The organism is Nocardia flavorosea (genome assembly GCF_015477805.1).
Classification (GTDB): domain Bacteria; phylum Actinomycetota; class Actinomycetes; order Mycobacteriales; family Mycobacteriaceae; genus Nocardia; species Nocardia flavorosea_A.
Window position 1 is genome coordinate 1,053,622 of the sequence record NZ_JADLQL010000002.1, and the last position, 24,997, is coordinate 1,078,618.

Consider the following 24,997-nt stretch of genomic DNA (forward strand, 5'->3'; position numbering starts at 1 on the left):
AGGCGCGACTGTTCTCGGTTGCCGGTCCGGCAGGCCGAGTCGCCGACCGGCCGCCCGGTAGCTCCGACCACCCGGTTCGGTTGGTCAGCCGCGGCGGCGATACGGCAGAGTGGACCCCGTGCAGTTGATACTTGTTCGCCATGCCCAGCCGCTCCGGGTCGACAATGCGGGAGAAGCCGCCGATCCGGGATTGGCTCCGATCGGCGTGGAGCAGGCCGAACGGGTACCCGCGGCGCTGGACCACCACCGAATCGCCCGGGTGGTCAGCAGTCCGCAGCGGCGGGCCCGGGAGACCGCGGCGCCGACGGCCGCGAAACTGGGTCTCGACGTGGAGATCATGGACGGTCTGGCCGAATACGACCGGGAACTGCCGGCCTATATCCCGATCGAGGACGCGAAGGTGGAATTCCGGGACGCTTACGACCGGATCAAGGAAGGTCATCTGCCGCCGCAGATCGACGGCGAAGCCTTCCGGCACCGGGTGCGTGATGCGATAACCGAAATCGCCTCCACGACGGCTGCGGCCGATACCGCCGTCGTCTTCGCCCACGGCGGCGTCATCAATGTGACGCTGCAGGACATTCTGGGTTTGGCCCGGCCGCTGACCTTCCCGATCGACTACTGCTCGATCACCCGGATCCTGTTCTCGCGCACCGGCCGCCGCAGCGCGGCGACGGTGAACGAGAACGGCCACGTCTGGGGTTTGCTACCCCGCAATATCTCGAACGGCTGATCAAGCCATACCCGCGATCCAGTTGTGCATCCAGGTCAGCGCCGTCTGGCCGCCGCCCACGCGGTAGCTGCCGTAGGCGTGGTGCGATTCGGAACGGTAGAACGCTTCGAGTTCTTTGAACCGCTGCTCGTTGGCGCCTTCGGAAAGCTGCGCCTGCAGTGTGGGGACACCGCCGAATTTCATCACGTCGTTGATGATCGCCGCGGCCTCGAGCTGGTAGCGCCAGATGTTGGCCGGGTTGGCGTCGGAACTCTGTGCCAGGAAGCCGGCGAAGCGGGTGACGAAATCGTCCTGCGCGGTCGCGCAATAGAGATCGGTGGGGATGCACACCGTGCGAGTGCGATCGCTGAGCCAGCCGAATCCGCCGATCCGCGGCCCGGCGGCACCGGCGCCGGGCGCATGCGGGCCGACCTGGATATCGGCGGCAGCGCGGCGCGGATCGGAGATCAGCCCGACGCCGGAGATCCGCTCCGGGCGGATCCGGCTGCGGCCGGTGCCGATCTCGGCCGCGAGATCACCCGCGGCGTGCGCGCCCTGGCTGTAGCCCACCAGTGCGACGTCGGTATCGCCGCAGCGTGCGGTCATATCGGTGATCAAGCCGCGCGCGTTGTCGACGGCCTCGTTCTTGGACCGCCCGTAGACATCCCCCTCCCAGGGGAAGGCGGTGGCCGCGTAGCTGACGTAATCGACCTTCGCCGAACTCGGTAGCCCGTCGGTGACATCGGCCAGCATGCCCGGCCCCGGGGATTTTTCGTGCCCGGTTTCCCATGTCCCCGGGATCGCCACCACATAGAGGCTGGGGCACCCGGGCGCGGCCGTTGCCGTCGCTCCTGCGGCCACCAGTCCCGACGCGACAGCCGCACACGCGCCCAGCGCTGCGGCAACCCTCTTGAACTGCATACTGCTCCAGTCACCCTGGCCCCTGTGGGGCGCTCCCGATTCCGCCGTCGCGAGGTGCCGAACCGGCCGACGGCCGCCGATGCGTAACAGGTGAACAACGACAAGGCGTCACGAGTACACGATCAGGTCACGAACAGGCGCCGGGACCACACCGGAGATAACAATAGAGCCACGCCACATCCACCGCCAGCCGAACCGCGCCGAGATCACAAACGGAGCCGAACCCGGCGTTCCCCGGAAAACGACGACGGCGCGGTACCTCCATTTCGGAGGTACCGCGCCGTCGGTCGGTTCGGTGCCTAACTCAACGCTGCGCGACCGCGGTCGGCGGAATCGGGGCCGGCAGAGCGGTTTCGCCTTCCAGGTACTCGTCCACCGCGGAGGCCGCGGCCCGGCCCTCGGCGATCGCCCAGACGATCAGCGACTGGCCGCGGCCCATATCGCCGGCGACGAAGACACCGGGGATATTGGTGGCCCATTTCTTGTCCCGCTGGACGTTGCCGCGCTGGTCGTAGCCGACGCCGAGATCGGTGAGCAGACCCGGCTTGTCCGGCCCGACGAAACCCATGGCCAGCAGGACGAGATCGGCCTCGAGGGTGAAATCGGTACCCTCGACCTTCTCGAACCGGCCGTTGACCATCTTGACCTCGTGCGCCTCGAGCCCGGTCACCTTGCCGTCGGAGCCGACGAACCGCTCGGTGTTCACCGAGAACACGCGTTCGCCGCCCTCTTCGTGCGCCGAGGAAACCCGGTACATGAGCGGGTAGGTCGGCCACGGGGTGGAGCCGGCGCGTTCGGCCGGCGGCCGCGGCATGATCTCGAACTGGTGCACGCTGGCCGCGCCCTGGCGGTGCGAGGTGCCCAGGCAGTCGGCGCCGGTGTCACCGCCGCCGATGATGACGACCTTTTTGCCGTGCGCGTGGATCGGCGGCAGACCGTTCTCGTCGGTCACCGCGTCCCCGTGCTGGACCCGGTTGGCCCAGGGCAGGAACTCCATCGCCTGGTGGATACCGTCCAGCTCGCGGCCCGGAATGGGCAGATCGCGGGCCTGGGTGGCGCCACCGGCGAGGACCACCGCGTCGTACCGTTCACGCAGTTCGTCGGCGGTGATATCGACACCGACGTTCACGCCGGTCTTGAAGATGGTGCCCTCGGCCTCCATCTGCGCCAGGCGGCGGTCGATGAAACGCTTCTCCATCTTGAATTCCGGGATGCCGTACCGGAGCAGGCCACCGATGCGGTCGGCCCGCTCGAACACGGTGACGGTGTGCCCGGCGCGGGTTAGTTGCTGCGCGGCGGCCAGACCCGCGGGCCCGGAACCGACCACGGCGACCTTCTTACCGGTGAGCCGGGTGGGGTACACCGGCGCGACCCAGCCCTCGTCGAAGGCGTTCTCGATGAGTTCGACCTCGACCTGTTTGATGGTCACCGGATCCTGGTTGATCCCGAGCACGCAGGATGCCTCGCACGGAGCCGGGCACAGCCGCCCGGTGAATTCCGGGAAGTTGTTGGTCGCGTGCAGCCGGTCGATGCCCTCGCGCCAACGGTCCTGGTAGACCAGGTCGTTCCACTCGGGAATCAGGTTACCCAGCGGGCAGCCGTTGTGACAGAACGGAATACCGCAGTCCATACAGCGGCTGGCCTGCCGCTGCAGGGTTTCGTGCGGAAAACCCTCCTGGTAGACCTCTTTCCAGTCCATCAGGCGCAACGGCACCGGACGACGTTCGGGCAGCTCCCGGGAGGTGTGCTTCAGAAAACCTTGGGTGTCAGCCACGAGCGGCCTCCATAATCGCAGCGTCGACGTCTTTACCGCTCTTCTCGGCCTCGGAGATGGCGAGCAGCACCTTCTTGTACTCGCGCGGCATGACTTTCACAAAGTGGTTCACCTGCTGCGACCAGTCGCCCAGGATCCGTTCGGCCACAGCGGAACCGGTCTGTTCCCGGTGCCGGCCGATGATATCGCGCAGCCAGGTGAAATCGTCACCGGACAGCGCCTCGATGGCGTCCGCCTGTTCCGGGTTGACCCGGCCGCTGAACGTGTTGTCGGGGTCGTAGACGAACGCGATGCCGCCGGACATACCGGCGCCGAAGTTACGTCCGGTATCACCGAGGATGACGACGCGACCACCGGTCATGTACTCGCAGGCGTGGTCGCCCACGCCCTCGACCACCGCGATGGCACCGGAGTTGCGCACGGCGAACCGTTCGCCCACCACACCGTTGATGAACGCCTGGCCGCTGGTCGCGCCGAACAGGATCACGTTGCCCGCGATGATGTTCTCTTCGGCGACGAATTCCGCCGGAGCATTGGGCGCGGGGCGTACCACCAGGTGACCGCCCGAAAGACCCTTACCGACATAGTCGTTCGCGTCACCCTGCACCCGCAGGGTGATACCTGCCGGGACGAAGGCACCGAAGCTGTTACCGGCCGAACCGGTGAGCGTGATGTCGATGGTGTCGTCGGGCAGGCCGGCGCCGCCGTAGAGCTTGGTCACCTCGTGGCCGAGCATGGTGCCGACGGTCCGGTTCACATTCGTGATCTTGGTGTCGATCTTGACCGGTTTACCGAACTCGAGCGCATCGCGGCTCTGTGCGATCAGCTCGTTGTCCAGCGCCTTGTCCAGGCCGTGGTCCTGCTCCTTGGTGCGTCGGCGGTCCTGGAACATGAACGCCGTCTCGACATCGTCGAGGATCGGCGACAGATCCAGTTTGCTGGCCTTCCAATGCTGCTTGGCCTTGGTGGTATCGAGCAGATCGACCCGGCCGACGGCCTCGTCCAGGCTGCGGAAGCCGAGTTCGGCCAGCAGCTCCCGGACTTCTTCGGCGATGAACATGAAGAAGTTCTCGACGAATTCCGGCTTACCGGTGAACCGGTCGCGCAGCACGGGATTCTGAGTGGCCACACCCACCGGGCAGGTGTCGAGATGGCAGACCCGCATCATGATGCAGCCGGAAACCACCAGCGGCGCGGTCGCGAAACCGTACTCCTCGGCACCGAGCAGCGCGGCGATCACCACATCGCGGCCGGTCTTCATCTGACCGTCGACCTGCACCACGATCCGGTCACGCAGTCCGTTGAGCAGCAAAGTCTGCTGCGTTTCGGCCAGACCGAGCTCCCACGGCCCACCCGCGTGCTTGAGCGAGGTGAGCGGCGAAGCACCGGTGCCACCGTCGTGACCGGAGATCAGCACCACATCGGCGTGCGCCTTGGACACACCCGCCGCGACGGTGCCGACACCGGGCTCGGCAACAAGTTTCACGTGAATCCGCGCCTGCGGGTTCGCGTTCTTCAGGTCGTGGATGAGCTGCGCCAGATCCTCGATCGAGTAGATATCGTGATGCGGCGGCGGCGAGATCAGGCCCACGCCCGGCGTCGAATGCCGGACCTCGGCGACCCACGGGTACACCTTGTGCGCGGGCAGCTGGCCGCCCTCGCCAGGCTTGGCGCCTTGGGCCATCTTGATCTGGATATCGGTGCAGTTGGTCAGGTAGTGCGCGGTGACACCGAACCGGCCCGAGGCGACCTGTTTGATCGCGCTGCGGCGCCAGTCGCCGTTGTCCTCCGGCTCGAACCGGGCCGGCGATTCGCCGCCCTCGCCGGAGTTCGAGCGGCCACCCAGCCGGTTCATCGCGATGGCCAGGGTTTCGTGCGCCTCGGCCGAAATCGAGCCGTAGCTCATGGCACCGGTGGAGAAACGCTTGACGATCTCGGCAGCGGGCTCGACCTCGTCGATCGAAATCGGCGACCGCGCACCCTTCTTGAACTTGATCAGGCCGCGCAGCGAGGCCAGGCGCTCGGACTGGTCGTCGACCAGCTTGGTGTACTCCTTGAAGATCGAGTACTGCCCGCTGCGGGTGGCGTGCTGCAGCTTGAACACGGTGTCCGGGTTGAACAGGTGGTACTCGCCTTCGCGCCGCCACTGGTATTCGCCGCCCACCTCGAGCTCGCGATGCGCGCGCTCGTTGCGGTTCTCCAGGAACGCGACCGAATGCCGGGTCGCCACATCGGTGGCGATCTCGTCCAGGCCGATACCACCCAGGTGCGAGCGCAGACCGGTGAAGTATTCGTCCACCAACTCCTGCGACAGGCCGATCACCTGGAACAACTGCGCACCGTTGTAGGAGGCGACCGTGGAGATGCCCATCTTGGACATCACCTTCAGCACGCCCTTGCTCGCGGCCTTGTTGTAGTTCGCGACCGCCTTGCGATAGTCGGCCGCCAGGTCGCCGGTGCTGCCGGGAACGCTCAGTGCGCCACGCTCGAGCATGTCCTCGATCGATTCGAAGGCCATGTACGGGTTGATCGCGGCGGCGCCGAAACCGACGAGAGTGGCCATATGGTGCACCTCGCGGGCGTCACCGGCCTCGACCACGAGGCCGACCATGGTCCGAGTGCGTTCCCGGACCAGGTGGTGGTGCACCGACGCGGTGAGCAGCAATGACGGGATCGGCGCGAGCTTCTCGTTGGATTCGCGGTCCGACAGCACGATGATGCGGGCACCGCCGTCGATCGCGGCCGATACCTGGGTGTTGATGGCGTCCAGCGCGCGGCGCAGACCCTCGCCACCGGCCGCAACCTCGTACAGGCCGCGCACCACCACCGACCGGAGGCCGGGATGGCTGCCGTCGTCGTTGATATGGACCAGCTTCGCCAGCTCGTCGTTATCGATGATCGGCTGCTGGACCGCGATCTGCCGGCAGGACTCGGGGCCGGGATGCAGCAGATCGGCTTCCGGGCCGATATGGCGGCGCAGGCTGGTGACGACCTCTTCCCGGATGGCGTCCAGCGGCGGGTTGGTGACCTGTGCGAACTGCTGGGAGAAGTAGTCGAACAGCAACCGCGGCCGCGCCGACAGCACGGCGATCGGGGTATCGGTACCCATCGAGCCCAGCGCCTCGGCACCGGTTTTGGCCATCGGCGAGATGAGCAGGTTCAGTTCCTCGGTGGTGTACCCGAAGATCTGCTGCCGGATGAGCACCCGGTCGTGCGACATATGCACATGCGGGCGATCGGGCAGATCGGAGAGGTGCTTGATCCCGGCGTCGAGCCATTCCCGGTAGGGATGCTCGGCGGCCAGTTGCGCCTTGATCTCCTCGTCGTCGACGATCCGGCCCTGGGCGGTATCGACCAGGAACATCCGCCCCGGCTGCAGGCGGATCTTGCGCACGACCTTGGACTGGTCGATATCGAGCACACCGACCTCGGAGGCCATGACCACCAGGCCGTCCTCGGTGACCCAGATCCGGCTCGGACGCAGGCCGTTGCGGTCCAGCACGGCGCCGATGACGGTGCCGTCGGTGAAGCACACCGAGGCGGGACCGTCCCACGGCTCCATGAGCATGGAGTGGTACTCGTAGAACGCCCGCCGCTGCGGGTCCATGTTCTCGTTGCGTTCCCATGCCTCGGGAATCATCATCAGCACCGCATGCGGCAGGGAGCGGCCGCCCAGGTGCAGTAGTTCGAGTACCTCGTCGAACCGCGCGGTGTCGCTCGCACCGGGGGTACAGACCGGGAAAATCTTCTCCAGCCGGTTCTTCCCGGCGGAATCCTTGCCGAAGACATCGGACCGCAGTAGCGCCTCGCGGGCCCGCATCCAGTTCTCGTTCCCGGCGACGGTGTTGATCTCACCGTTGTGCGCGACCCGACGGAACGGGTGGGCCAGCGGCCACGACGGGAAGGTATTGGTGGAGAACCGGGAGTGCACGATGCCCAGGGCGCTTTCCACCCGGTCGTCCTGCAGGTCCAGGTAGAACGCGCGCAGCTGCGGCGTGGTGAACATGCCCTTGTAGACGAAGGTCTGCCCGGAGAGGCTCGGGAAGTACACCGATTCTTTACCGACTGCGCCCTCGCCGGCGCCGGCCTTGCCCAGTTCGTGCTCCACCCGCTTACGGATGACGTAGGCGCGCCGTTCCAGGTCCATCCCGGAGAGCTGCTGCGCGGCGCCCGCGGGCGAGCCGATGAACAACTGCCGGAACAGCGGCATGGCATCCCGGGACAGGGCGCCCAGCGACGATTCGTCGATCGGCACCTCGCGCCAGCCGAGTACCGCCAGGCCCTCTTCCTTGACGATCTTCTCGACGCCGTAGGACGCTCGCGCCGCCTCGCGCCGGGCCTGCGGCAGGAAGGCGATGCCGGTGGCATAGGAGCCTTCCGGGGGCAGGTCGAAATCCAGGACCGCGCGGAAGAAACGGTCGGGCACCTGGATGAGGATGCCCGCGCCGTCGCCGGAATTCGGTTCGGCGCCCGCGGCGCCGCGGTGCTCGAGGTTCAAAAGGGCCGTAATGGCCTTGTCGACGATGTCACGGCTGCGGCGGCCGTGCATATCACCGACGAACGCGACACCACATGCGTCGTGCTCGTGCGCCGGGTCATAGAGCCCGATGGGTCCGGGGGACCTGTGGCCAGGTAGTTGCGTCATGCCTCTGCCTTCGAGAAAGTCGACCTCGACGTGGGTGCGGCCTGGAGAGAACGCCCTGTCGAACGCCGGTACTGTCGAACGCTCCCTGATAGGACTGCGTTCGTACGTTGGCCGACACCAGCCGCGCTGATGGTGTTCGGCGTGCAGTCACGTCTGAAATTGTTTCCAGCTGCGGTTGTGCGCCGGGGGCTGCCGGTAACGAAACGCTCACACGCTCGGAACCCGGGGGCGGGTTTTGCCCGCTAGGCCGGCCTTGCCGGTAGGTTGCCCGAACTCGCTATCGGCCGGACATCAGTATGTGCGGCGTAAGAGCAAACGATAAGCCAGGCTTGGAACCCAACCAACCAAGGATTCCCTAATAGAAGGGGCGGCCGGGCCTCGAGCTGGGGTTCTTCATTCGTTCCTCCACGTTTGCGCGTTTTCCAGTGTAAAGCAGCATTCCGGCAGAAATCGATTCCGGATCGACCCTCCGAACAGCGGCGATCCACCGGTCCGGCATTTTTCCCGATGCCGCGTCGCATCCGCCGAACCCACGCTCACCTGCATCGAAGATGAATTCCCGGCGGCAGCCGTCGGCAAACCAACCCGGGCGCGGCTAACTACTCCACACTTCGATGAGATGTTCGTGACAGCGTTGTGACAAGCACGGAACATGATCCGACCGTCCGGACTGTTTTGCGTTTTCCGTCCACCAGCACACGATCAGCAAACACTTTGCACCGTGTCTCACGCCACACCCTGGCCCCGATTCGTCCCTTTTTCCGTTGCGGGAGCACAGGTTTCGGCCGGACGTCCGTCTCCGCGCCCCCTGTGCGGAAGGCTCCGGCACGACATGCTCACCTGCACCTGTGAAGATGACCACACCAGCGTGCGCACGCTCGATGCACGGACGTGCGGCCTGTCACGCTGAGACAACGAATCGATGACAGCTGCAGAGGTAATGGGTCCCATGAGCGTCACCGGCATGTTCATCTGGCTCGGCGGCGGACAGCCGACCGAGACCACCGACGGATACGAGCGCACCGGCTATACCGTCACCGGCACAGGTGTGGCACTGTTCGCCCTGGTCTCCGCCGGGATCACCGGAGTGGCCCTGGGCCGCGCCGAGTGGCCGGCGGGCGCGATCCTGCTTACAGCACTGCTCACCGGGCTGCTTCTGGGCCTGGTGGGCCGCGCCCTGGCCGGCGCCCAGCCCGCCGCCCGGCCCGACCGTCCCGCGGGTACAACGAATGTTCCGGCGGTCGCGACCCGTGTCGCGGTGATCGCACTGACCGGTCTGGTAGTGGCCGAACTGGCAACTACTGTGCTGTTCGACGGATCGGTCGATCGGATTCTCGACGAACGCGCCGGGGCCGCGGCCGCTACCGCTCCGGCGGTACGCAGCGCCCAGGACGAACTGGATCGCGCCGTCGCCGACCGCACCGCGCTCGATCGCGATATCGCCGAAGCCACCGCCGATATCGACGATGCCCTCGTCGTCGCCCGGTGTGAATTCAATCCGACCCCGGCCTGCCCGCAGACGAAGATCACCGGTGTCCCGGGCCGGGGCCCGGAGGCACAGACGGCCAACGACATGCTCGACGATGCGCGGACGGCCCTGTCGGCTGCACAAAGCCGTGTCGACCCGCTCGACAGGCGCGTGGCCGACGCGCGAACCGCGCTGGACGGAGCCCGGACAACGGCCGCCGCCACGGGTGACCGCGGTATCGGAGCCCGGTGGGCGGCCATGCACGAGTACACCACCGGCCAGGCCGGCGCGTTCCTGTTGCGACTGCTCAGCTGGGCGGTCTTCATCCTGTTGGCGGCCCTCCCGCTGATACTGCGCCGGTGGCGCGGGGAGACCATGCAGGAGCGGCGGCGCGCGGCCGCGGCAGTGGCCGATCGCGCCGAACGTGCGGCCGACGCGGCGATCGCAGCGAAAGAAGCGGAAGTCCGCGCCGAAACCGCCGCCGTGCAGGCCGATCGGCAACTGGCCGCGGCCCGTCTGGAAGCCGAGGCCGATACCGCCATCACGCGGGCACGCGAGCGGACCCGGGTGATCGCCGCGCTCGGCGGCCTGGAGATAGGGGTGACCGAACGCGCCCCCGAACCCGGCGCGCTACCGGCAGAGCAGGCGGCGCTGCCGGCCGGGGCGGGATCCGGTCTACCGGCACCGCCGGCGAAGCGATCCGGGCAAACATCGCGCGGCCTCGAACTTCCGCTGGTGGGCACGGTTCCGTTCACCGATACCGCCGCCCGTTTGATCGGCCCGCTGGTACCGGGCTTCGTGAGCTCGGCGATCGAGGACGCCCTCGATTCCGCGAGCCGGCCCCTGCGGACCGCCCGCCAAGTCTTCACCGAAGCCGAAGAGATCACCTTCACCCTGCGCCGGTCCCGCAACGTCACGGTCGACGGCGTGGCCACGCAAGCGCTGCCGGACCGCGACCGGGAATCCGGCAGCCCGGCACGAAACACCGTGGTGGACGCCGAGCTGACCCTCGATCCCGAGGCAATCGTCTCGGCGACAACCCATCTGGAACCCGCCACCGGTACCGCACTGCCGGGCAGGACCGCGGGGGAACCGGCAGAAGGACGCAACCTCCGCGAACTGCCTCCCGGCAACTGAACGGCGCACGGCTCCAGCGATTTCGGCGCACAGCGGTTGGGCAGGCGCGGCAACCGCATCGGCACCGGTAACACCGCAACCGCCTCCGCCCGTTCGAGGGAGAAGGTGTGCGGCGTAACCGATCGAAGGACCGGTTACGCCATTCCCCCGAGCAGTCCAGGAGCTGTCCCGGAAGCCGGGGCGCGCGGCGGACATTGTCTGCCGCCGGGACTACGCCGGAGACCGTTTCGAGAATGTGGCCGGTCCGGTACACGAGCGCGGCCGAATCATCCCCGGCTTGTCCCCCGCCTACCGGTTAGACTCGGCCGCGTGCAGCCTGCCGCCCATCCGGCCGGCGCCGTCGGGGCGGGACCAGATCCGGAACACCGAGCCCGGAAAGCGCCGGTGCCGATCCGCCCACTGAGTTTTCGCGAACTGCTCGACGAGCCGTTCGCGCTGCTGCAGGCCGATATCCGGGTAACCGCGTCCTGCGCCGGGCCGCTGACGCTGGCCGGGGCGGCGGTAGTGGCGGCGGTCATCGGACTCGTCTCCCATCTGACCGATGGCTCCGATGCCGGTACCGCCCTCGCGGCGCTGTACGCCACCCTCGCCGTTGCCTGGCTCATTCGGGCAACCCTGCGCGGGGTGACCGTGACCACCGGCCTCGCCCGCACGCGCGGCTTTCCGATCGGGGCGTGGGAAGCATTGCGGCAGACCGGTGAACGCCTGGGCCCGCTACTGCTGACCCAGTTGTCGTTCACCGCGGTCGGCCTCGCCGTCCTCGCGCCGAGCCTGCTGTTCCTCCCGCTCGGTTTCCTCGGCATCGTCTGGTTCCTGCTCGCCTACCCCTTCTGCTGGTTCGGTCTGGCCTGGTTGCGAGCACGGCATCTGGTGGCGGCGCCCGTGCTCTTCGCCGAGCAGGCCACGGCCCGTGCCGCACTCGCGCGCGCCGGATCGCTCACCGGCACGCTGCGGATGCAGCGGACCGGTGTCTGGATCTGCCGTCAGCTGGTCTACACGGTGCTGACGGTGCCGCTACTGGGGCTCGCGCTGTTCGTCGGCGATATCTCCGGTACCCATCGCTGGCCCTTTCTCGTGCTGCTGACCGGTACGGGGCTGCTGCTGGCCGCCGGCACCGAGATCGTGGAGTCCAGTGCCCGTGTGGTGGGCTATCTCGATCTCCGGTGCCGCCGTGAGGGGATGGATATTCGGATTCCCGCGGCGAGCAGAGGTCATCGGTGACCGATCCGCACCATCGCGTCCCGGACCGGCCTCGCCTCGATGCCGCCGACACCCACCGCGTCGCGGCCGAACACGCGGCGGCCCAGGGCGATTACGACACCGCCCTGCGCGAGCGCTTCCGCGCGGTCCTGCGCGGACTGGAACAGCGCGGGTTGCTCGAGGTACGCCGTTCCCGCACCGCCCGCGAGACCTCCCAGGAAGCAGCGGCGGCGCTACCGCCCGAGCTCTCCGATGAAATCCACCCGGCCGCCGACGCCTTCGACGAGGTCGTATACGGCGGCCGTCCCGCGGCGGCAGACGAATACCATCGGCTGGCCCGAGCCGATCAGTTCTCCGCCGCGGCGCCGCCCCCGGCAGCCGAACCGGTGGACGTCGAGGCCGTCGGGCGGAAGTTCCGTCGCCGGCGCAACTTCGGTCTGGAACTGCCCGAGATGGTGCGCCGGCCCCGTTTCTGGGCGGCACTGGCGGCATCGGCGGTCGTGCTGCTGGTGCTCTACGCGGTACTGCAGGGGTGCAGCGGCCCGAGCGCACCGCAACCACCGGATACCCCGCCGCTCACCCCACCGGACTACGATCCCGGGCTCCCCCGCCCGACCGGTGACGATTCCGTTTTCGCGCACGCGCCGGCCCGGCTGGCATTCGGCCTCCTGCAGTTCCTGATCGCCGGTGCCGTGCTCGTATGGTGGCGAGCGCGCCGCCGCGGCGCGGTGGTCACCGAACCTCGTCCGGTGGCGGTGGCCGCCGGCGAACTGTTGTCCGGGCAGGCCGGCCTGTACCGGCGCTCCGGCGACCACGCGCATATCGCGAGCGTGCTGCGGGCCGCCACACTGCGCCGCCTGCGCCGTTCCCTCGGTGTCGACGCCGGTATCTCCCCGGATGCCCTCGTGGCCGCGGTGGCCACCCGGATCAGGGCAGACCCGGACACTGTCGGCTCGGCCCTCTACGGACCTGTCCCTGATGCACCGAGCTTGGAACTCGTTGCCGCGCAACTCGAATGGATCGAAGCGGAGGTCGGATGACCAGTATCGACACCAGCAAGGCCGGCCCCGGCGACCCGGCGGCACCCACCGCCGGCGAGTCCGCGGCCGCCTTCGCGGCGCTGCGCACCGAGATCGGGAAGGCGGTGGTCGGCAACGACAGCGCGGTCATGTACCTCGTACTCGCCCTGCTGTGCCGCGGCCACGTACTGCTCGAGGGCGTCCCCGGAGTGGCGAAAACGCTGCTGGTCCGCGCCCTGGCCACCGCCTTGGAACTGGAACACAGCCGAGTCCAGTTCACGCCCGACCTGATGCCCGGCGATATCACCGGCTCGCAGATCTACGATCCGCATTCGGCCGAGTTCACCTTCCGGGACGGCCCGGTCTTCACCAACCTGCTGCTGGCCGACGAGATCAACCGCACCCCGCCGAAAACCCAGTCCGCGCTGCTGGAATCGATGGAGGAACGTCAGGTCTCCGTCGACGGGAGCCCTCGCCCCCTGCCCGACCCCTTCGTGGTGGTCGCCACGCAGAATCCGATCGAACAGGAGGGCACCTACCCTCTGCCCGAGGCCCAGCTGGACCGTTTCCTGTTCAAGGTCGATATCCACCTGCCCGGACGCGACGACGAATTCCGGATCCTGCAACGGCATGCCGAGGGTTTCGACCCCCGCGATCTGGCCGCCGCCGGATTACGCCCGGTGGCCGGTCCGGCGCATATCGCCGCAGGGCGCGCCGCGATCGCGCAGGTGGCGATCCGGCCCGAAGTGCTCGCTTACACAGTCGACCTCTGCCGTGCCACCCGGACGGCGCCGGCGGTCGCCCACGGCGCCTCCACGCGCGGCGCGACCTCGCTCATGGCCGCCGCCCGAGCATTGGCCTGGTTGAACGGCCGGGGCTTCGTGACCCCCGACGATGTGAAAACCGTAGCGGTGGCCGTACTGCGGCACCGGCTGCAACTGCGGCCCGAGGCCGAACTCGACGGGATCACCGGGGAGCAAGTGCTGGCCGGTCTGCTGCAATCAGTTCCGGTTCCGGTGTAGCCCGTGGTCGTCACGGGCCGGTTGTTCGCGGTCGCGGTAGCGGCAGCGTTTTTCGTCGTGATGGTTGCACCGTCGTGGTTCGGCGTCCTGTCGGCGACCGCACTGCTCTGCGCACTGGCAGTGACCGATCGCGCTCTCACCCCCGGTAGCGCCGACGTGGTGCTCGAACGAACGGAACTGACGGTCCTGCGGCTCGGCGCCGCGACCGGGATCGAGCTCACGGTGGCCAATACGGGCTCCCGCACGGTACGCGGCAGGCTGTGGGACGACTGGCCCGACAGTGCCGGGGCCGCCGGCCGGGACCACCGGCTGCACCTCGCACCCGGGCGCCGAGTCCGGGTACGGACCACCCTCACACCCACCCGTCGCGGTGATCGCGCCGCCGGCCCGGTCACCGTGCGCCTGTTCGGCCCGCTGGGACTGGCCGGTCACCAGTTCCAGCGGCGCGTACCCGCGCGGGTCCGGGCGCTGCCCCCGTTCCGCAGCGAACGGTTACTCGGGGGCAAGGTCAAACGGCTGCATCATCTGGAAGGCCGGAGTCCGGCGCATCTGCGCGGCCAGGGCACCGAATTCGATTCCTTCCGCGAATACGTGCCGGGCGACGATGTCCGCACGATCGACTGGCGTGCCACCGCGCGGGCCACCGATGTGCTGGTGCGGACCTGGCGCCCGGAACGTAACCGGCAACTGCTGATGCTGCTGGACACCGGCCGGATCAGTGCCGCCCGGGTGGGGCCCGGCACCCGGCTCGACGGCGCGATCGAGGCGGCGCTGCTGCTGGGCAGTCTGGCCGCCGCGGGCGGCGATATGGTCGGCCTGCTCGCCTACGACCGCGAGGTACGCGCCGAAGTACGCGCCGGCCTCGGCCGCGGCGTGCAACCGAAACTCATGCACGCGCTGGCCGGGGTCACGCCCGCGCTCGTCGATACCGATGCCGAGGGGCTGGTGCGGGCCGCCATCCGCCGGGCCCGCCGCCGCAGCCTCATCGTCTGGTTCACCGGCCTGGACAGCGCCGCGGTCACCGAGAACCTGCTTCCGGTGCTGCCGGTGCTGGCCGAACGGCACCGGGTGCTGATCGTCTCGGTCACCGATCCGGAAATCGCCGCTGCGGCTGCCGACCGCAGCGATCTGCGCGCGCTCTACCGGGCGGCAGCTGCCGAATCCCGGCTCGCGGAGCAGGCGGTGCTCCAGGAAACGCTACGCCGGATGGGTATCGCCGTGATCGCCGCCGCCGCCCCGGACCTGCCGGGTGCGCTGGCAGACGAGTATCTGGAGCTCAAACAGTCCGCCTCGCTGTGATCCCGGCGCGAGGCCGGACCGCCAGTACCTCGATGGGCGAGGCGCGCCTTTCCCGCGCCGCGCGCATGCTGTATCGGCCACGGCGGGGCAGGGGGTCGAGAACGCGACAGTACGCCCGTGCAGTTCGGCGCGTCCCCGACTCAGTGCGACCGCACCGGTAGCTGCGCCGGCGAGTACATCATCGGCGGTGCCGGAAATGCAGGTAGCGAACGCCGCTGCCGTTCGGCGATCACGCTTCCGAGTATCTGTACGGGCGGATATCCGCTCGGCGCCGCGACCCCGATCCGCGCACACACCGCGGAAACCAATGCCTGGCCGATTTCGTGCCGCGCGCCCGGGGTGAGCGAGTCGACGCGGGTCAGATACTGGCGCACCGCGAGCGCCAGGTCCTCGGGCAACCCGGTGAGATCGAGACCGGCCGACCAGCCGGTGAGCCAAGCCGGGGGTATCGCCAGCGCGGGCAGGGACAGCTGCTGCCGGATATGCACGACCACCGTTCCCGCCAGGACATCGCCCACCCGGCGTGCGTGGGGTGAGCACATCGAAGTCACCACCGCGATCAGGCCGAAGAGACCGAGCATCCAGAAGTCGACGATCGCGCCGGTCAACCCGCGGGTGAGCGCATGCCGGAAATCGACGGGGCCGCCGTCGGCGCGCACCACCCGCAGCCCGAGTGCGAATTTCCCGGGTGACACACCGCGCAGCACGGTTTCCCAGAACACGGGATAGCCGACCAGCACGGTGACCAGCGAGACCAGGGACAGCGTGGTGAACCAGGGGCTGCTGTCGTCCCCTTGCAATACGAGCATGATCAGCGTGAGCAGCAAGACCCCGAGCACGGTCTGCAGAATCAGATCCAGCACGAATGCCGCGGCACGTGTCGGGATACGGGCGACCGGCAACTCGAGTGCCACCGCTTCCCCCGTCGTGAATTCAGCCATATCGCATAGCATTCTTTCACGGCCACCCGGGTCGTAACCGGCTTCGCCGAACGCGGGGGTATATCACCGGTTCACCGGGACGCTGCCGGTCCACGCGTTTTCCGCCGGGCCGGTGCACACGGGCAGAACGGCGAAGCGGGAGGTCAGCCGATGGATGTGGACGCCTACAGTACGAGGCATCGCCAAGCCTGGGCCAGGCTCAATTACTTGGCCGGCCGCCGGAAGCCGACCGGCGCCGAGGCCGATGAGCTGGTGGATCTCTACCGGCGCACATCCCAGCAGCTGGCCCGGTTGCAGACACACAGCCCCGAACCTGAACTCGTCGCCGGTTTGAGCGCGGTATTGGCGCGGGCGCGCGGCCGGATCGTCGGGAGCTCACCCGATACCTGGACCGAGATCCGCCGATTCTTCACTCATCGGTTCCCGGCCGCGGTCTACGGGACCTTCGGTTGGTGGCTCGCAGTGGCTGTCGTGTTCCTGACTGTGGTGGTGGGCTTCGCGACGTGGGTCTCGGCGGACCCGTCGGCGCGCGGATCCCTCGGGTTGCCGGAGGACACCGGGGCACTCACCGCGCCGGGCGGAGCGTTCGAAACCTATTACACCGAACATCCGAACGACGCATTCGCCGCATTGGTCTGGACCAACAATGCCTGGGTCTGCGCGCTGGCACTGTTCCTCGGTGTCCTGATTCTGCCGGTGCTGTACCTGCTGTTCATGAACGCGCTGAATATCGGCGTAACAGCCGGTCTCATGGCCGATGCCGGGCGGCTGGATTCGCTGTTCGGATTCCTGCTCCCGCACGGCATGCTGGAGTTGACAGCGATTTTCATCGCCGGTGGCGCCGGGCTCCGACTCGGCTGGACGCTCGTCGATCCGGGGCGCGCGAGCCGTACCGAAGCAATGGCCCGGCAGGGCCGCCTCACCGCCACTATCGCCCTGGGCCTGGTACCGACACTGCTGGTAGCGGGCTTGCTCGAGGGTTTCGTCACTCCCAGCGCGTTGCCGGCGCCCATTCGGATCGCCTGCGGCCTACTCGCCGAGACACTGTTCCTCGTCTACATCTTCACCGCGGGACGCAGGGCGTACTCCGAATCCGAGACCAGCGCCGCCCGGTCGACCGAATGCGGGTAACGGGATTACGAATAGACAACGCCGAGCACACGACGACGGGCACCGCTTCGTGAGGTGACAGCAACGCGTTACCGATGATCAGTGAGAATTCCCCCGATTGAATTCCGCTGGCCGCAGCGAGTCGCCGCTCTAGCTGCGGCCAGCGTTACCGTCGACTCTACACAATCGTTATGCCTACGCAACCGGTTGCGTAAGAGGTCACAGGTATAAGTCCGAAGTCGGCAAACCTTCAGACAACCCCTCTCGAACCCCACTCCAGCTAACTTCCAGCAGGCCCACACGGCCTTACAGCGGTGCTTTCATTTGCAAGTACATTTGGTTTTTACTGGTCACAGGCATATCCGTTACCGGGGTTACACGCAACCGGAAATCGGGTCCCGGCAACCGCGGCCCGAACCGCCGTTAACTCGGCCGTTCCATCTGCGACCAGGTCATTCGCGAAGGATTAACACGGCCTCGAGCCCGTTCATCCAAGCAAAAGAAACCTTGGGTCGGTTTACTCGCCTCAAACCTTCCCGCGCCCCCGTATTCACCCCAGGGGTGGACCCGCGCATTGTTAACCAGCCCGGTTCCGGGACGTGAACTAGGTCACCCACACATCAGAATAAGGTAAGCCTCAGCAGTGCGACCGCAACCGAAAATCAATCGTGTGACCTTCGTCTCAATTCGGCATACAGCCGGTTGCACCGCCCCACACGTTCACGAACAGACGCACTGAAAGGACTCGCCCGGCCTACGACTCCCGGAGCGGGAACGCCCTGAAGAACTGCCTGTCGAGAGGACAAGAAATGCGGCGGCAGGCTTGCGCCGGCCTGCGACGCCCCGGATGTTCCCGGCAGCCCCACCGGGCACGGGACCGGTCCCGGAAACGAAAAAGCCGTGAACCTGTGGTCCACGGCTTTTCAGTGGGCGAAGGGGGACTTGAACCCCCACGTCCCGAAGGACACTGGCACCTGAAGCCAGCGCGTCTGCCATTCCGCCACTCGCCCGAGCGACGGATAAGACCGTAGCACGCAGACGAGCGAGAGGTGAAATCACGAGGTCACAGGCCCGCCCGGCAGGCTTGTGACCTGAATTCCACGGCCGGTTCACGCGCGCGGGGAACTCCGCCACCGTTGCGGTAGTTACAGGTATAGCCGATCGCGGATATCATGCAGAGAACGTGCTCGTAGAACGACACGCCGTATTCGCGTGTCGTCGTAAAGAATGAGGAGAGACTCACCGAAGGGAGGGCCCAGATGGGGATCGTCTCGAGATTCGAGCGCCGACTCCAGGGCGCCGTCGGTGATGTCTTCGCCCGGGTCTTCGGCGGGAACGTCGTTCCGCAGGAGGTCGAGGCCGCGCTGCAGCGTGAGGCCGCCGACAGTGTCCAAGATCTCGGCGGTGGGCATCTGCTCGCACCCAACAGCTATGTGATCACGATCAACTCGTCGGACCACCGGCAATTCGATGCCGATCACGACCTCACTACCCGCGCTTTCGCCAAACATCTGCAGGATTACATCCGTGAACAAGGATGGCAGACCTACGGCGAAGTACACGTGGTCTTCGAGGCATCCCCTACGCTGCACACCGGAATGTTCAGGACGAGCGGCCGCGTCGACCCCGATGCCGGCCGTGGAGCTGCCTCGGCTCACCGCCCGGAACCGCTACAACGACCCGCTAACCCGCAACCAGGAGCTGGCCCCATGACGCAGAACTCTGGCTACGACCCGAGCCGTGAGCACGCGGAGTCCGATCCACGCAATCGCGGGTACGCTCCCGGACCCGCGGGACGCGGGCCGCAGAACGGCGCGTACCCCGAGGACTACGGTCCCGGCGCGCAGTACAACGGCGCCCCCGATTATCAGAACGGCTACGACTACCAGCAGGGCGGCGCCGCCTACGACCAGCAGGGATACGGCGGTCAGCAGGGTTACGACCAGGGCGGGTACGCCCAGCCCGGCTACGACCAGGGCTACGACCAGCAGGGATACGCGCCCCAGGGCGGCTACGACCAGGGCGGATACGCCCAGCAACCCGGGTACGACCAGGGCGGCTATGCCCAGCAGCCCGGCTACGACCAGGGTTATCAGGGTCAGCAGGGCTACGACCAGGGTTACGACCAGCAGGGATATGCGCCCCAGGGCGGCTACGACCAGCAGGGGTACGCGCAGCCAGGGTACGACCAGGGCTACGACCAGCAGGGATATGCCCAGCCAGGGTACGACCAGGGCTACGACCAGCAGGGGTACGCTCAGCAGGGTGCGCAGGGATACCCGCAGGGCGCGCAGCAGGCCCCCTACGGCGCCCAGGGCGGGTACGCGCCGGCGGCCGGCCCCGGATTCTCCGCCACGCTGGCGCTCGACGACGGCAGTGGCCGCACCTACCAGCTCCGCGAGGGCAGCAATATCATCGGCCGTGGCCAGGATGCCCATTTCCGGCTGCCGGACACCGGTGTCTCCCGCCGCCATATCGAGGTGCGCTGGGACGGTCAGACCGCGATGCTCTCCGACCTCGGCTCGACCAACGGAACCCTCGTCAACGGTTCACCGGTACAGGACTGGCAGTTGGCCGACGGCGATGTGATCCGTGCCGGGCATTCCGAGATCCTTATCCGTATTGTCTGATGCCGTAGGCTCGCCGTGCGGATCACGGGACGGCTCTCGCATAATAGGGCGGTCCAATCGTGATCGGTCTCGTCCGACGGTCCTATGATGTGCCGACACACGCGCGGCGCCGCAAGGCGGGCCGCCGGGACGAGCACTGCCATGGGGTGGGTTATCACTCCGACGGCACCGGCACACGGTCGAACAGGAGGTGGAGCGCCGTGCAGGGATTGGTTCTGCAGTTGACCCGGGCCGGGTTCCTCCTGCTGTTGTGGCTGTTCGTGTGGGCAATCCTGCGTACCCTCCGCAGCGATATCTACGCGGCCTCCGGCATCCGGCTCCAGAATCGGGGACCGCGCGGTTCCGCGGTACTGCCGTCGATGCGCCGAGGCCAGAAGGGCGCCAAACATCTTGTGGTGACTCAAGGTTCTCTTGCCGGTACTCGTATCACACTGGGTACCCAACCGGTTTTGATCGGCCGTGCGGACGATTCGACGCTGGTCCTCACCGACGATTACGCATCGACCCGACATGCCCGCCTGTCCCTACGCGGTGACGACTGGTACGTCGAAGACCTCGGCTCGACCAACGGTACCTACCTCGATCGTGCCAAAGTCACCACCGCAGTCCGCGTTCCGCTCGGCACACCTGTCCGGGTCGGCAAGACAGTGATCGAGCTCCGATCGTGACACTTGTTCTCCGCTACGCAGCGCGCAGCGACCGCGGCCTGGTCCGCGCAAACAACGAAGATTCCGTTTACGCCGGTGCCCGGCTGCTGGCGCTTGCCGACGGTATGGGCGGGCACGCCGCGGGTGAAGTCGCGTCGCAGCTGATGATCGCCGCACTGGCGCATCTGGACGACGACGAACCCGGCGAAGATCTGCTGGGCAAATTGAACCGGGCCACCCATGCCGGTAATTCCGCGATCGCCGAACAGGTCGAAGAAGAACCCGAACTGGACGGGATGGGCACCACGCTCACCGCGATCCTGTTCGCGGGCAAGAAGCTCGGCATGGTCCATATCGGCGATTCGCGGGCCTATATGCTGCGCGACGGCGAACTGGCCCAGATCACCCGGGACGACACCTTCGTCCAATCACTGGTCGACGAAGGCCGTATCACTGCGGAACAGGCGCATACCCATCCGCAGCGATCGCTGATCATGCGGGCACTCACCGGCAACGAGATCGAGCCCACGCTGGTCATGCGCGAATCTCGCGCCGGGGACCGCTATCTGCTGTGCTCCGACGGCCTGTCCGACGTGGTCAGCGACGAGACCATCGCCAACACCATGCGCGAGGGCAGCACCGACGAATGCGCCGATCGGCTCATCGAACTGGCGCTGCGCAGCGGTGGCCCGGACAACGTCACCGTCGTCGTCGCCGATGTGATCGATCTCGACTACGGTCAGAGCCATCCGATCGTCGCCGGCGCCGCCTCCGGTGAGGCCGAGGACAACCCGCCGCCGAATACCGCCGCCGGCCGGGCCGCCGCCATGCGCCCGCCGGCCGCCGCGCCACGGCGTACCGCGAACGAACCCGAACCGCCGCCGAAGAAATCACACCGACTGCGCTGGTTGCTGCTGGCGGTGGCATTGATATTCGCGGTGGTCATCGGGCTGGTGGTCGGCTACAAGATGATCCGGTCGAACTACTACGTGGGCGCGGACAACGACAGTGTCGTGGTCATGCAGGGCCTGCCGGGGTCGATCCTGGGCTACTCCATCCACGAGGTGAACCTGGTCGGCTGCGTCACCGCCAAGGGCGAGCTCACCCTTGCCGACAAGGGCGCTCCCCTCCCCGAGGGCTGCCTTCCGTTGAAGGTCAGCGATCTCGAACAGACCGGACGCGACCAGGTCGAGCGCGGCCTGCCGCCGGGAACCCTGGAGAAGGCACGGGAGCAGATGCGTGTCCTGGCCGACCGCGAACTGCTGCCGGTGTGCAAGAAGAACGGATCCGCCGCCCAGCCGGGCGTTGTGACCACCACTCCGGCACCGCCGCCCCCACCGGCCCCGCCCGTGCCCACCGAAGCAGCGCCGCCGGCGCCCGCCACCCAAGCACCCGCCCCCAACGGTGAGAATCCGGCACCGCCGGCGCCGCCCACCACCACCGCGCCGGCGCCGACCACCACCGCTGTGCCCCAGACGCCGGGGGAGAACTGCCGGGTGACGGACTGATGTCCGCGCCGGCAGCACCGTCCGCCGGGGCTTTTCCGAGTCCACCGGGCGGTTTCGCGGCAACGCCGCCACCGACATCGCGGCGCAATACCGAGCTCTTGCTGCTCGGTTTCGCGGCGTTCATCACCACGGCGGCGTTGTTCCTGGTGGAAGCCAGCCAGGAGCAATCCCTGACCTGGGATATCGCGAAATACGGACTGGCCTATCTGGGGCTTTTCGGCGTTGCGCACCTGGTGGTACGACGTTTCGCGCCCTACACCGACCCGCTGCTGCTGCCGATCGTGGCGTTGCTCAACGGACTCGGCCTGGTGCTCATCCACCGGCTCGACCTGGCCGACCAGCAGACTGCCGCCTACAACTCCTGGGATATCCCCTCGCCCGATGCGAATTCGCAGATCTTGTGGACCGCGCTCGGAATCATCCTGTTCGTAGGGATCCTGGTGGTGTTGCGCGATTACCGGACGCTGGCCAAGTACTCCTACACGCTCGGTCTGGTGGGACTGGTCGCACTGGCGATTCCGGCGCTGCTGCCCAGTTCGTTCTCCGAGGTCAACGGTGCCAAGATCTGGATCCGGCTGCCCGGTGTGAGCCTGCAGCCCGGTGAGTTCGCCAAGATCCTGCTGATCATCTTCTTCGCCTCGGTCCTCGTCTCGAAACGGGAGCTCTTCACCGCGGCCGGCCGGCATTTCCTCGGGATGGAGTTTCCACGCGCCCGCGATCTGGGCCCGATCCTCGCCGTCTGGATCGTCTGTATCGGAGTACTGGTCTTCGAGAAGGATCTCGGTACTTCGCTGCTGATCTTCGGCACCGTGCTGGTGATGCTCTACATCGCCACCGAACGAGTGGGCTGGCTGCTGATCGGCGGCGGCCTGCTGATGGTCGGATTCTTCTTCGCCTACCAGATGTTCGGGCATGTGCGGGTCCGCGTGGACACCTGGCTGCATCCCTTCGACGACTACAACAACACCGGCTACCAGATCGTGCAGTCACTGTTCGGACTGGCCACGGGCGGTCTGGCGGGTACCGGACTCGGCAGCGGCCGGCCTTCGCAGGTGCCGTTCGCGAAAACCGACTTCGTCGTCACCACCATCGGTGAGGAACTCGGGCTCATCGGCCTGACCGCCGTACTCCTGCTTTTCCTGATGCTCATCCTGCGGGGAATGCGTACCGCGCTGGCGATCCGCGACAGTTTCGGCAAACTGCTCGCCGCCGGGCTGGCGTTCACCCTCGCCATCCAGATCTTCGTGGTCGTCGGCGGGGTGACGAAACTGATCCCGCTGACCGGTCTCACCACGCCGTTCGTCTCCTACGGCGGCTCTTCCCTGTTGGCGAACTATATTCTGCTGGCCCTGCTCATCAAGATCTCCGACGCGGCCCGCGCGCCTGCCCCGGCCCGGCGCCGGGAACCGGCGCCGGCGCCGCTCGCCGAAGCGCAGACCGTGATGGTGTCACGACGGCAAGGGGGTCAGCAGCGATGAACACACCACTACGCCGCGTGGCCATGGCCGTCATGGCGATGATCGTGGCTTTGCTGCTCAATGCCACCTATATCCAGGTGATCAAGGCCGACGACTACCGCGCCGATCCGCGCAACTCCCGGGTGCTGCTCGACGAATACTCCCGTCAACGCGGCCAGATATCCGCGGGCGGCGCCGTGCTGGCCAGTTCCGTCGAAACCGACGACCGGTACAAGTACCTGCGCGTCTACCCCACCGACCCGGCGGCATTCGCACCGGTCACCGGCTTCTATTCGATGCAGTACGGCAGCACCGGGCTCGAACGCGCCGAGGACCCGGTGCTCAACGGTTCGGATGCGCAACTGTTCGGTAGCCGGCTGATCGACCTGATATCCGGGCGCGACCCCCGCGGCGGCAATGTCGTCACCACCATCGACCCGATGATGCAGCAGGTGGCCTACAACGAGCTCACCAGCAAGGGGTACACCGGCTCCGTCGTGGCCATCGAACCCAGTACGGGCAAGATCCTGACCATGGTTTCCACGCCCAGCTACGACCCGAACCTGCTGTCCGGGCACGACGGCGCCCAGGGCACCCAGGCCTGGGAAGATCTGAGCACCGACGAGGACCAGCCGATGCTCAACCGGGCGATCTCACAGACCTACCCGCCGGGCTCCACCTTCAAGGTCGTGGTCACCGCGGCCGCGCTGTCGAACGGGGTGGCCGACCCGCAGTCGCAGTTCACCGCGGCGCCGAACATCACCCTGCCCGGCACCAGCACCACCCTGGAGAACTACAACGGCACCAACTGCGGGTCCGGCGCCACCGCAACCCTGCACGAGGCGTTCCGCCGGTCCTGCAACACCGCGTTCGTCGAACTCGGTATCGATGTCGGCGCGGCAGCGCTGGAAGACGAGGCGGCCGCGTTCGGTATCGGCCCGCATCGGGGTATCCCGATGCCGGTCGCCGAGAGCACCATCGGCAATATCCCCGACGACGCGGCGCTCGGGCAGAGCAGTATCGGCCAGCGTGATGTGGCGCTCACCCCCCTCGACAATGCCGTGATCGCGGCTACCGTGGCCAACGGCGGCGTGCGGATGGAACCGTATCTGGTCGACCAGTTGCAGAATCCGGATCTGAGTGAGCTGTCCACCACCGAACCGGTGTCCGTGGGGCAGGCCGTGAGCGCCGATGTAGCGTCTACTCTGACCGATCTGATGGTCGCCTCGGAGGAGAACACCGCGGGTAGCGGCGGGTCGGCCTATCGGATCGCGTCCAAGACCGGCACCGCCGAACACGGCGCCGATCCGCGCAACACACCACCGCACGCCTGGTATATAGCGTTCGCGCCGGCCGAGAACCCGAAGATCGCCATCGCGGTCATCGTGGAGAACGGCGGCGACCGCGCGCTGGCGGCAACCGGTGGGTCGGTCGCCGCGCCGGTTGCCCGGGCGGTACTGGACGCAGGTCTGCGAGGTCGCTGAACGAGATGGATGTGCGAGTGAAT

Annotated in this window: 16 protein-coding genes and 1 tRNA gene; 12 read left to right on the top strand and 5 right to left on the bottom strand. The window is 67.3% G+C overall.

Translation table 11 applies throughout. From position 1 onward, the window contains the following. The first annotated feature begins 118 nt into the window (after positions 1-118). Positions 119-733 (top strand): histidine phosphatase family protein, encoded by a 615-nt coding sequence (locus tag IU448_RS13740; protein ID WP_195055895.1) that lies wholly within the window; start codon positions 119-121, stop codon positions 731-733. Here IU448_RS13740 and IU448_RS13745 read toward each other — a convergent pair whose 3' ends face one another. The 3 genes from IU448_RS13745 to gltB all read right to left on the bottom strand — a co-directional run bounded on the left by IU448_RS13745 (position 734) and on the right by gltB (position 8,052). Then, on the bottom strand, positions 734-1,633 hold the full coding sequence (locus IU448_RS13745; protein WP_195055896.1) for a cutinase family protein: 900 nt from the start codon (positions 1,631-1,633) through the stop codon (positions 734-736). Between the two features lie 304 nt (positions 1,634-1,937). Next, positions 1,938-3,407 (bottom strand): glutamate synthase subunit beta, encoded by a 1,470-nt coding sequence (locus IU448_RS13750; RefSeq protein ID WP_195055897.1) that lies wholly within the window; start codon positions 3,405-3,407, stop codon positions 1,938-1,940. Continuing rightward, positions 3,400-8,052, bottom strand: coding sequence for a glutamate synthase large subunit (gene gltB / locus IU448_RS13755; RefSeq protein ID WP_195055898.1), 4,653 nt, complete (start codon positions 8,050-8,052; stop codon positions 3,400-3,402). Before gltB ends, IU448_RS13750 begins: the two co-directional genes overlap by 8 nt. 949 nt (positions 8,053-9,001) lie before the next feature. On the opposite strand from gltB, the gene IU448_RS13760 reads away from it, so the two are divergent. From IU448_RS13760 to IU448_RS13780, 5 genes are all read left to right on the top strand, one after another. Beyond that, complete coding sequence (locus IU448_RS13760) at positions 9,002-10,657, top strand: DUF4407 domain-containing protein (protein WP_195055899.1); 1,656 nt, start codon at positions 9,002-9,004, stop codon at positions 10,655-10,657. Positions 10,658-11,041: 384 nt separating this feature from the next. Beyond that, complete coding sequence (locus IU448_RS13765) at positions 11,042-11,878, top strand: hypothetical protein (protein WP_195055900.1); 837 nt, start codon at positions 11,042-11,044, stop codon at positions 11,876-11,878. Then, complete coding sequence (locus IU448_RS13770; RefSeq protein WP_195055901.1) at positions 11,875-12,897, top strand: DUF4129 domain-containing protein; 1,023 nt, start codon at positions 11,875-11,877, stop codon at positions 12,895-12,897. The genes IU448_RS13765 and IU448_RS13770 overlap by 4 nt, the downstream gene beginning before the upstream one ends. Before the next feature lie 5 nt (positions 12,898-12,902). After that, complete coding sequence (locus tag IU448_RS13775) at positions 12,903-13,898, top strand: AAA family ATPase (RefSeq protein WP_416383007.1); 996 nt, start codon at positions 12,903-12,905, stop codon at positions 13,896-13,898. Positions 13,899-13,901: 3 nt separating this feature from the next. Next, positions 13,902-15,197: a DUF58 domain-containing protein gene (locus tag IU448_RS13780; RefSeq protein WP_195055903.1), complete on the top strand. Its 1,296-nt coding sequence runs from the start codon at positions 13,902-13,904 to the stop codon at positions 15,195-15,197. A gap of 140 nt (positions 15,198-15,337) precedes the next feature. Here the strand turns inward: IU448_RS13780 and IU448_RS13785 are convergent, their stop codons facing one another. Continuing rightward, positions 15,338-16,138 (bottom strand): RDD family protein, encoded by an 801-nt coding sequence (locus IU448_RS13785; protein WP_195055904.1) that lies wholly within the window; start codon positions 16,136-16,138, stop codon positions 15,338-15,340. A gap of 150 nt (positions 16,139-16,288) precedes the next feature. On the opposite strand from IU448_RS13785, the gene IU448_RS13790 reads away from it, so the two are divergent. Further along, positions 16,289-17,269, top strand: coding sequence for a stage II sporulation protein M (locus IU448_RS13790; RefSeq protein WP_195055905.1), 981 nt, complete (start codon positions 16,289-16,291; stop codon positions 17,267-17,269). A 906-nt stretch (positions 17,270-18,175) separates the two neighbouring features. Here IU448_RS13790 and IU448_RS13795 read toward each other — a convergent pair. Continuing rightward, positions 18,176-18,258, bottom strand: a tRNA-Leu gene (locus IU448_RS13795). A gap of 249 nt (positions 18,259-18,507) precedes the next feature. Between IU448_RS13795 and IU448_RS13800 the strand changes: the two genes are divergently transcribed. The 5 genes from IU448_RS13800 (at position 18,508) to IU448_RS13820 (ending at position 24,974) form a co-directional block, all read left to right on the top strand. After that, positions 18,508-19,878 (top strand): FhaA domain-containing protein, encoded by a 1,371-nt coding sequence (locus tag IU448_RS13800; protein WP_195055906.1) that lies wholly within the window; start codon positions 18,508-18,510, stop codon positions 19,876-19,878. Between the two features lie 200 nt (positions 19,879-20,078). Next, positions 20,079-20,546, top strand: a complete 468-nt coding sequence (locus IU448_RS13805) for an FHA domain-containing protein FhaB/FipA (RefSeq protein ID WP_195055907.1) — start codon at positions 20,079-20,081, stop codon at positions 20,544-20,546. Beyond that, positions 20,543-22,033 (top strand): PP2C family protein-serine/threonine phosphatase, encoded by a 1,491-nt coding sequence (locus IU448_RS13810; RefSeq protein WP_195055908.1) that lies wholly within the window; start codon positions 20,543-20,545, stop codon positions 22,031-22,033. Before IU448_RS13805 ends, IU448_RS13810 begins: the two co-directional genes overlap by 4 nt. After that, a complete protein-coding gene (locus IU448_RS13815; protein WP_195055909.1) occupies positions 22,033-23,511 on the top strand; it encodes an FtsW/RodA/SpoVE family cell cycle protein in 1,479 nt (492 codons plus the stop codon). Before IU448_RS13810 ends, IU448_RS13815 begins: the two co-directional genes overlap by 1 nt. Further along, positions 23,508-24,974: a peptidoglycan D,D-transpeptidase FtsI family protein gene (locus tag IU448_RS13820; RefSeq protein ID WP_195055910.1), complete on the top strand. Its 1,467-nt coding sequence runs from the start codon at positions 23,508-23,510 to the stop codon at positions 24,972-24,974. Before IU448_RS13815 ends, IU448_RS13820 begins: the two co-directional genes overlap by 4 nt. The last annotated feature ends 23 nt before the right edge of the window (positions 24,975-24,997 follow it).

Coding starts and splice junctions, on each gene's coding strand:
- IU448_RS13745 (WP_195055896.1), bottom strand. CDS start 1,633: ATGCAGTTCAAGAGGGTTGCCGCAGCGCTGGGCGCGTGTGCGGCTGTC.
- gltB (WP_195055898.1), bottom strand. CDS start 8,052: ATGACGCAACTACCTGGCCACAGGTCCCCCGGACCCATCGGGCTCTAT.
- IU448_RS13760 (WP_195055899.1), top strand. CDS start 9,002: ATGAGCGTCACCGGCATGTTCATCTGGCTCGGCGGCGGACAGCCGACC.
- IU448_RS13785 (WP_195055904.1), bottom strand. CDS start 16,138: ATGGCTGAATTCACGACGGGGGAAGCGGTGGCACTCGAGTTGCCGGTC.
- IU448_RS13790 (WP_195055905.1), top strand. CDS start 16,289: ATGGATGTGGACGCCTACAGTACGAGGCATCGCCAAGCCTGGGCCAGG.
- IU448_RS13800 (WP_195055906.1), top strand. CDS start 18,508: ATGGGGATCGTCTCGAGATTCGAGCGCCGACTCCAGGGCGCCGTCGGT.
- IU448_RS13815 (WP_195055909.1), top strand. CDS start 22,033: ATGTCCGCGCCGGCAGCACCGTCCGCCGGGGCTTTTCCGAGTCCACCG.
- IU448_RS13820 (WP_195055910.1), top strand. CDS start 23,508: ATGAACACACCACTACGCCGCGTGGCCATGGCCGTCATGGCGATGATC.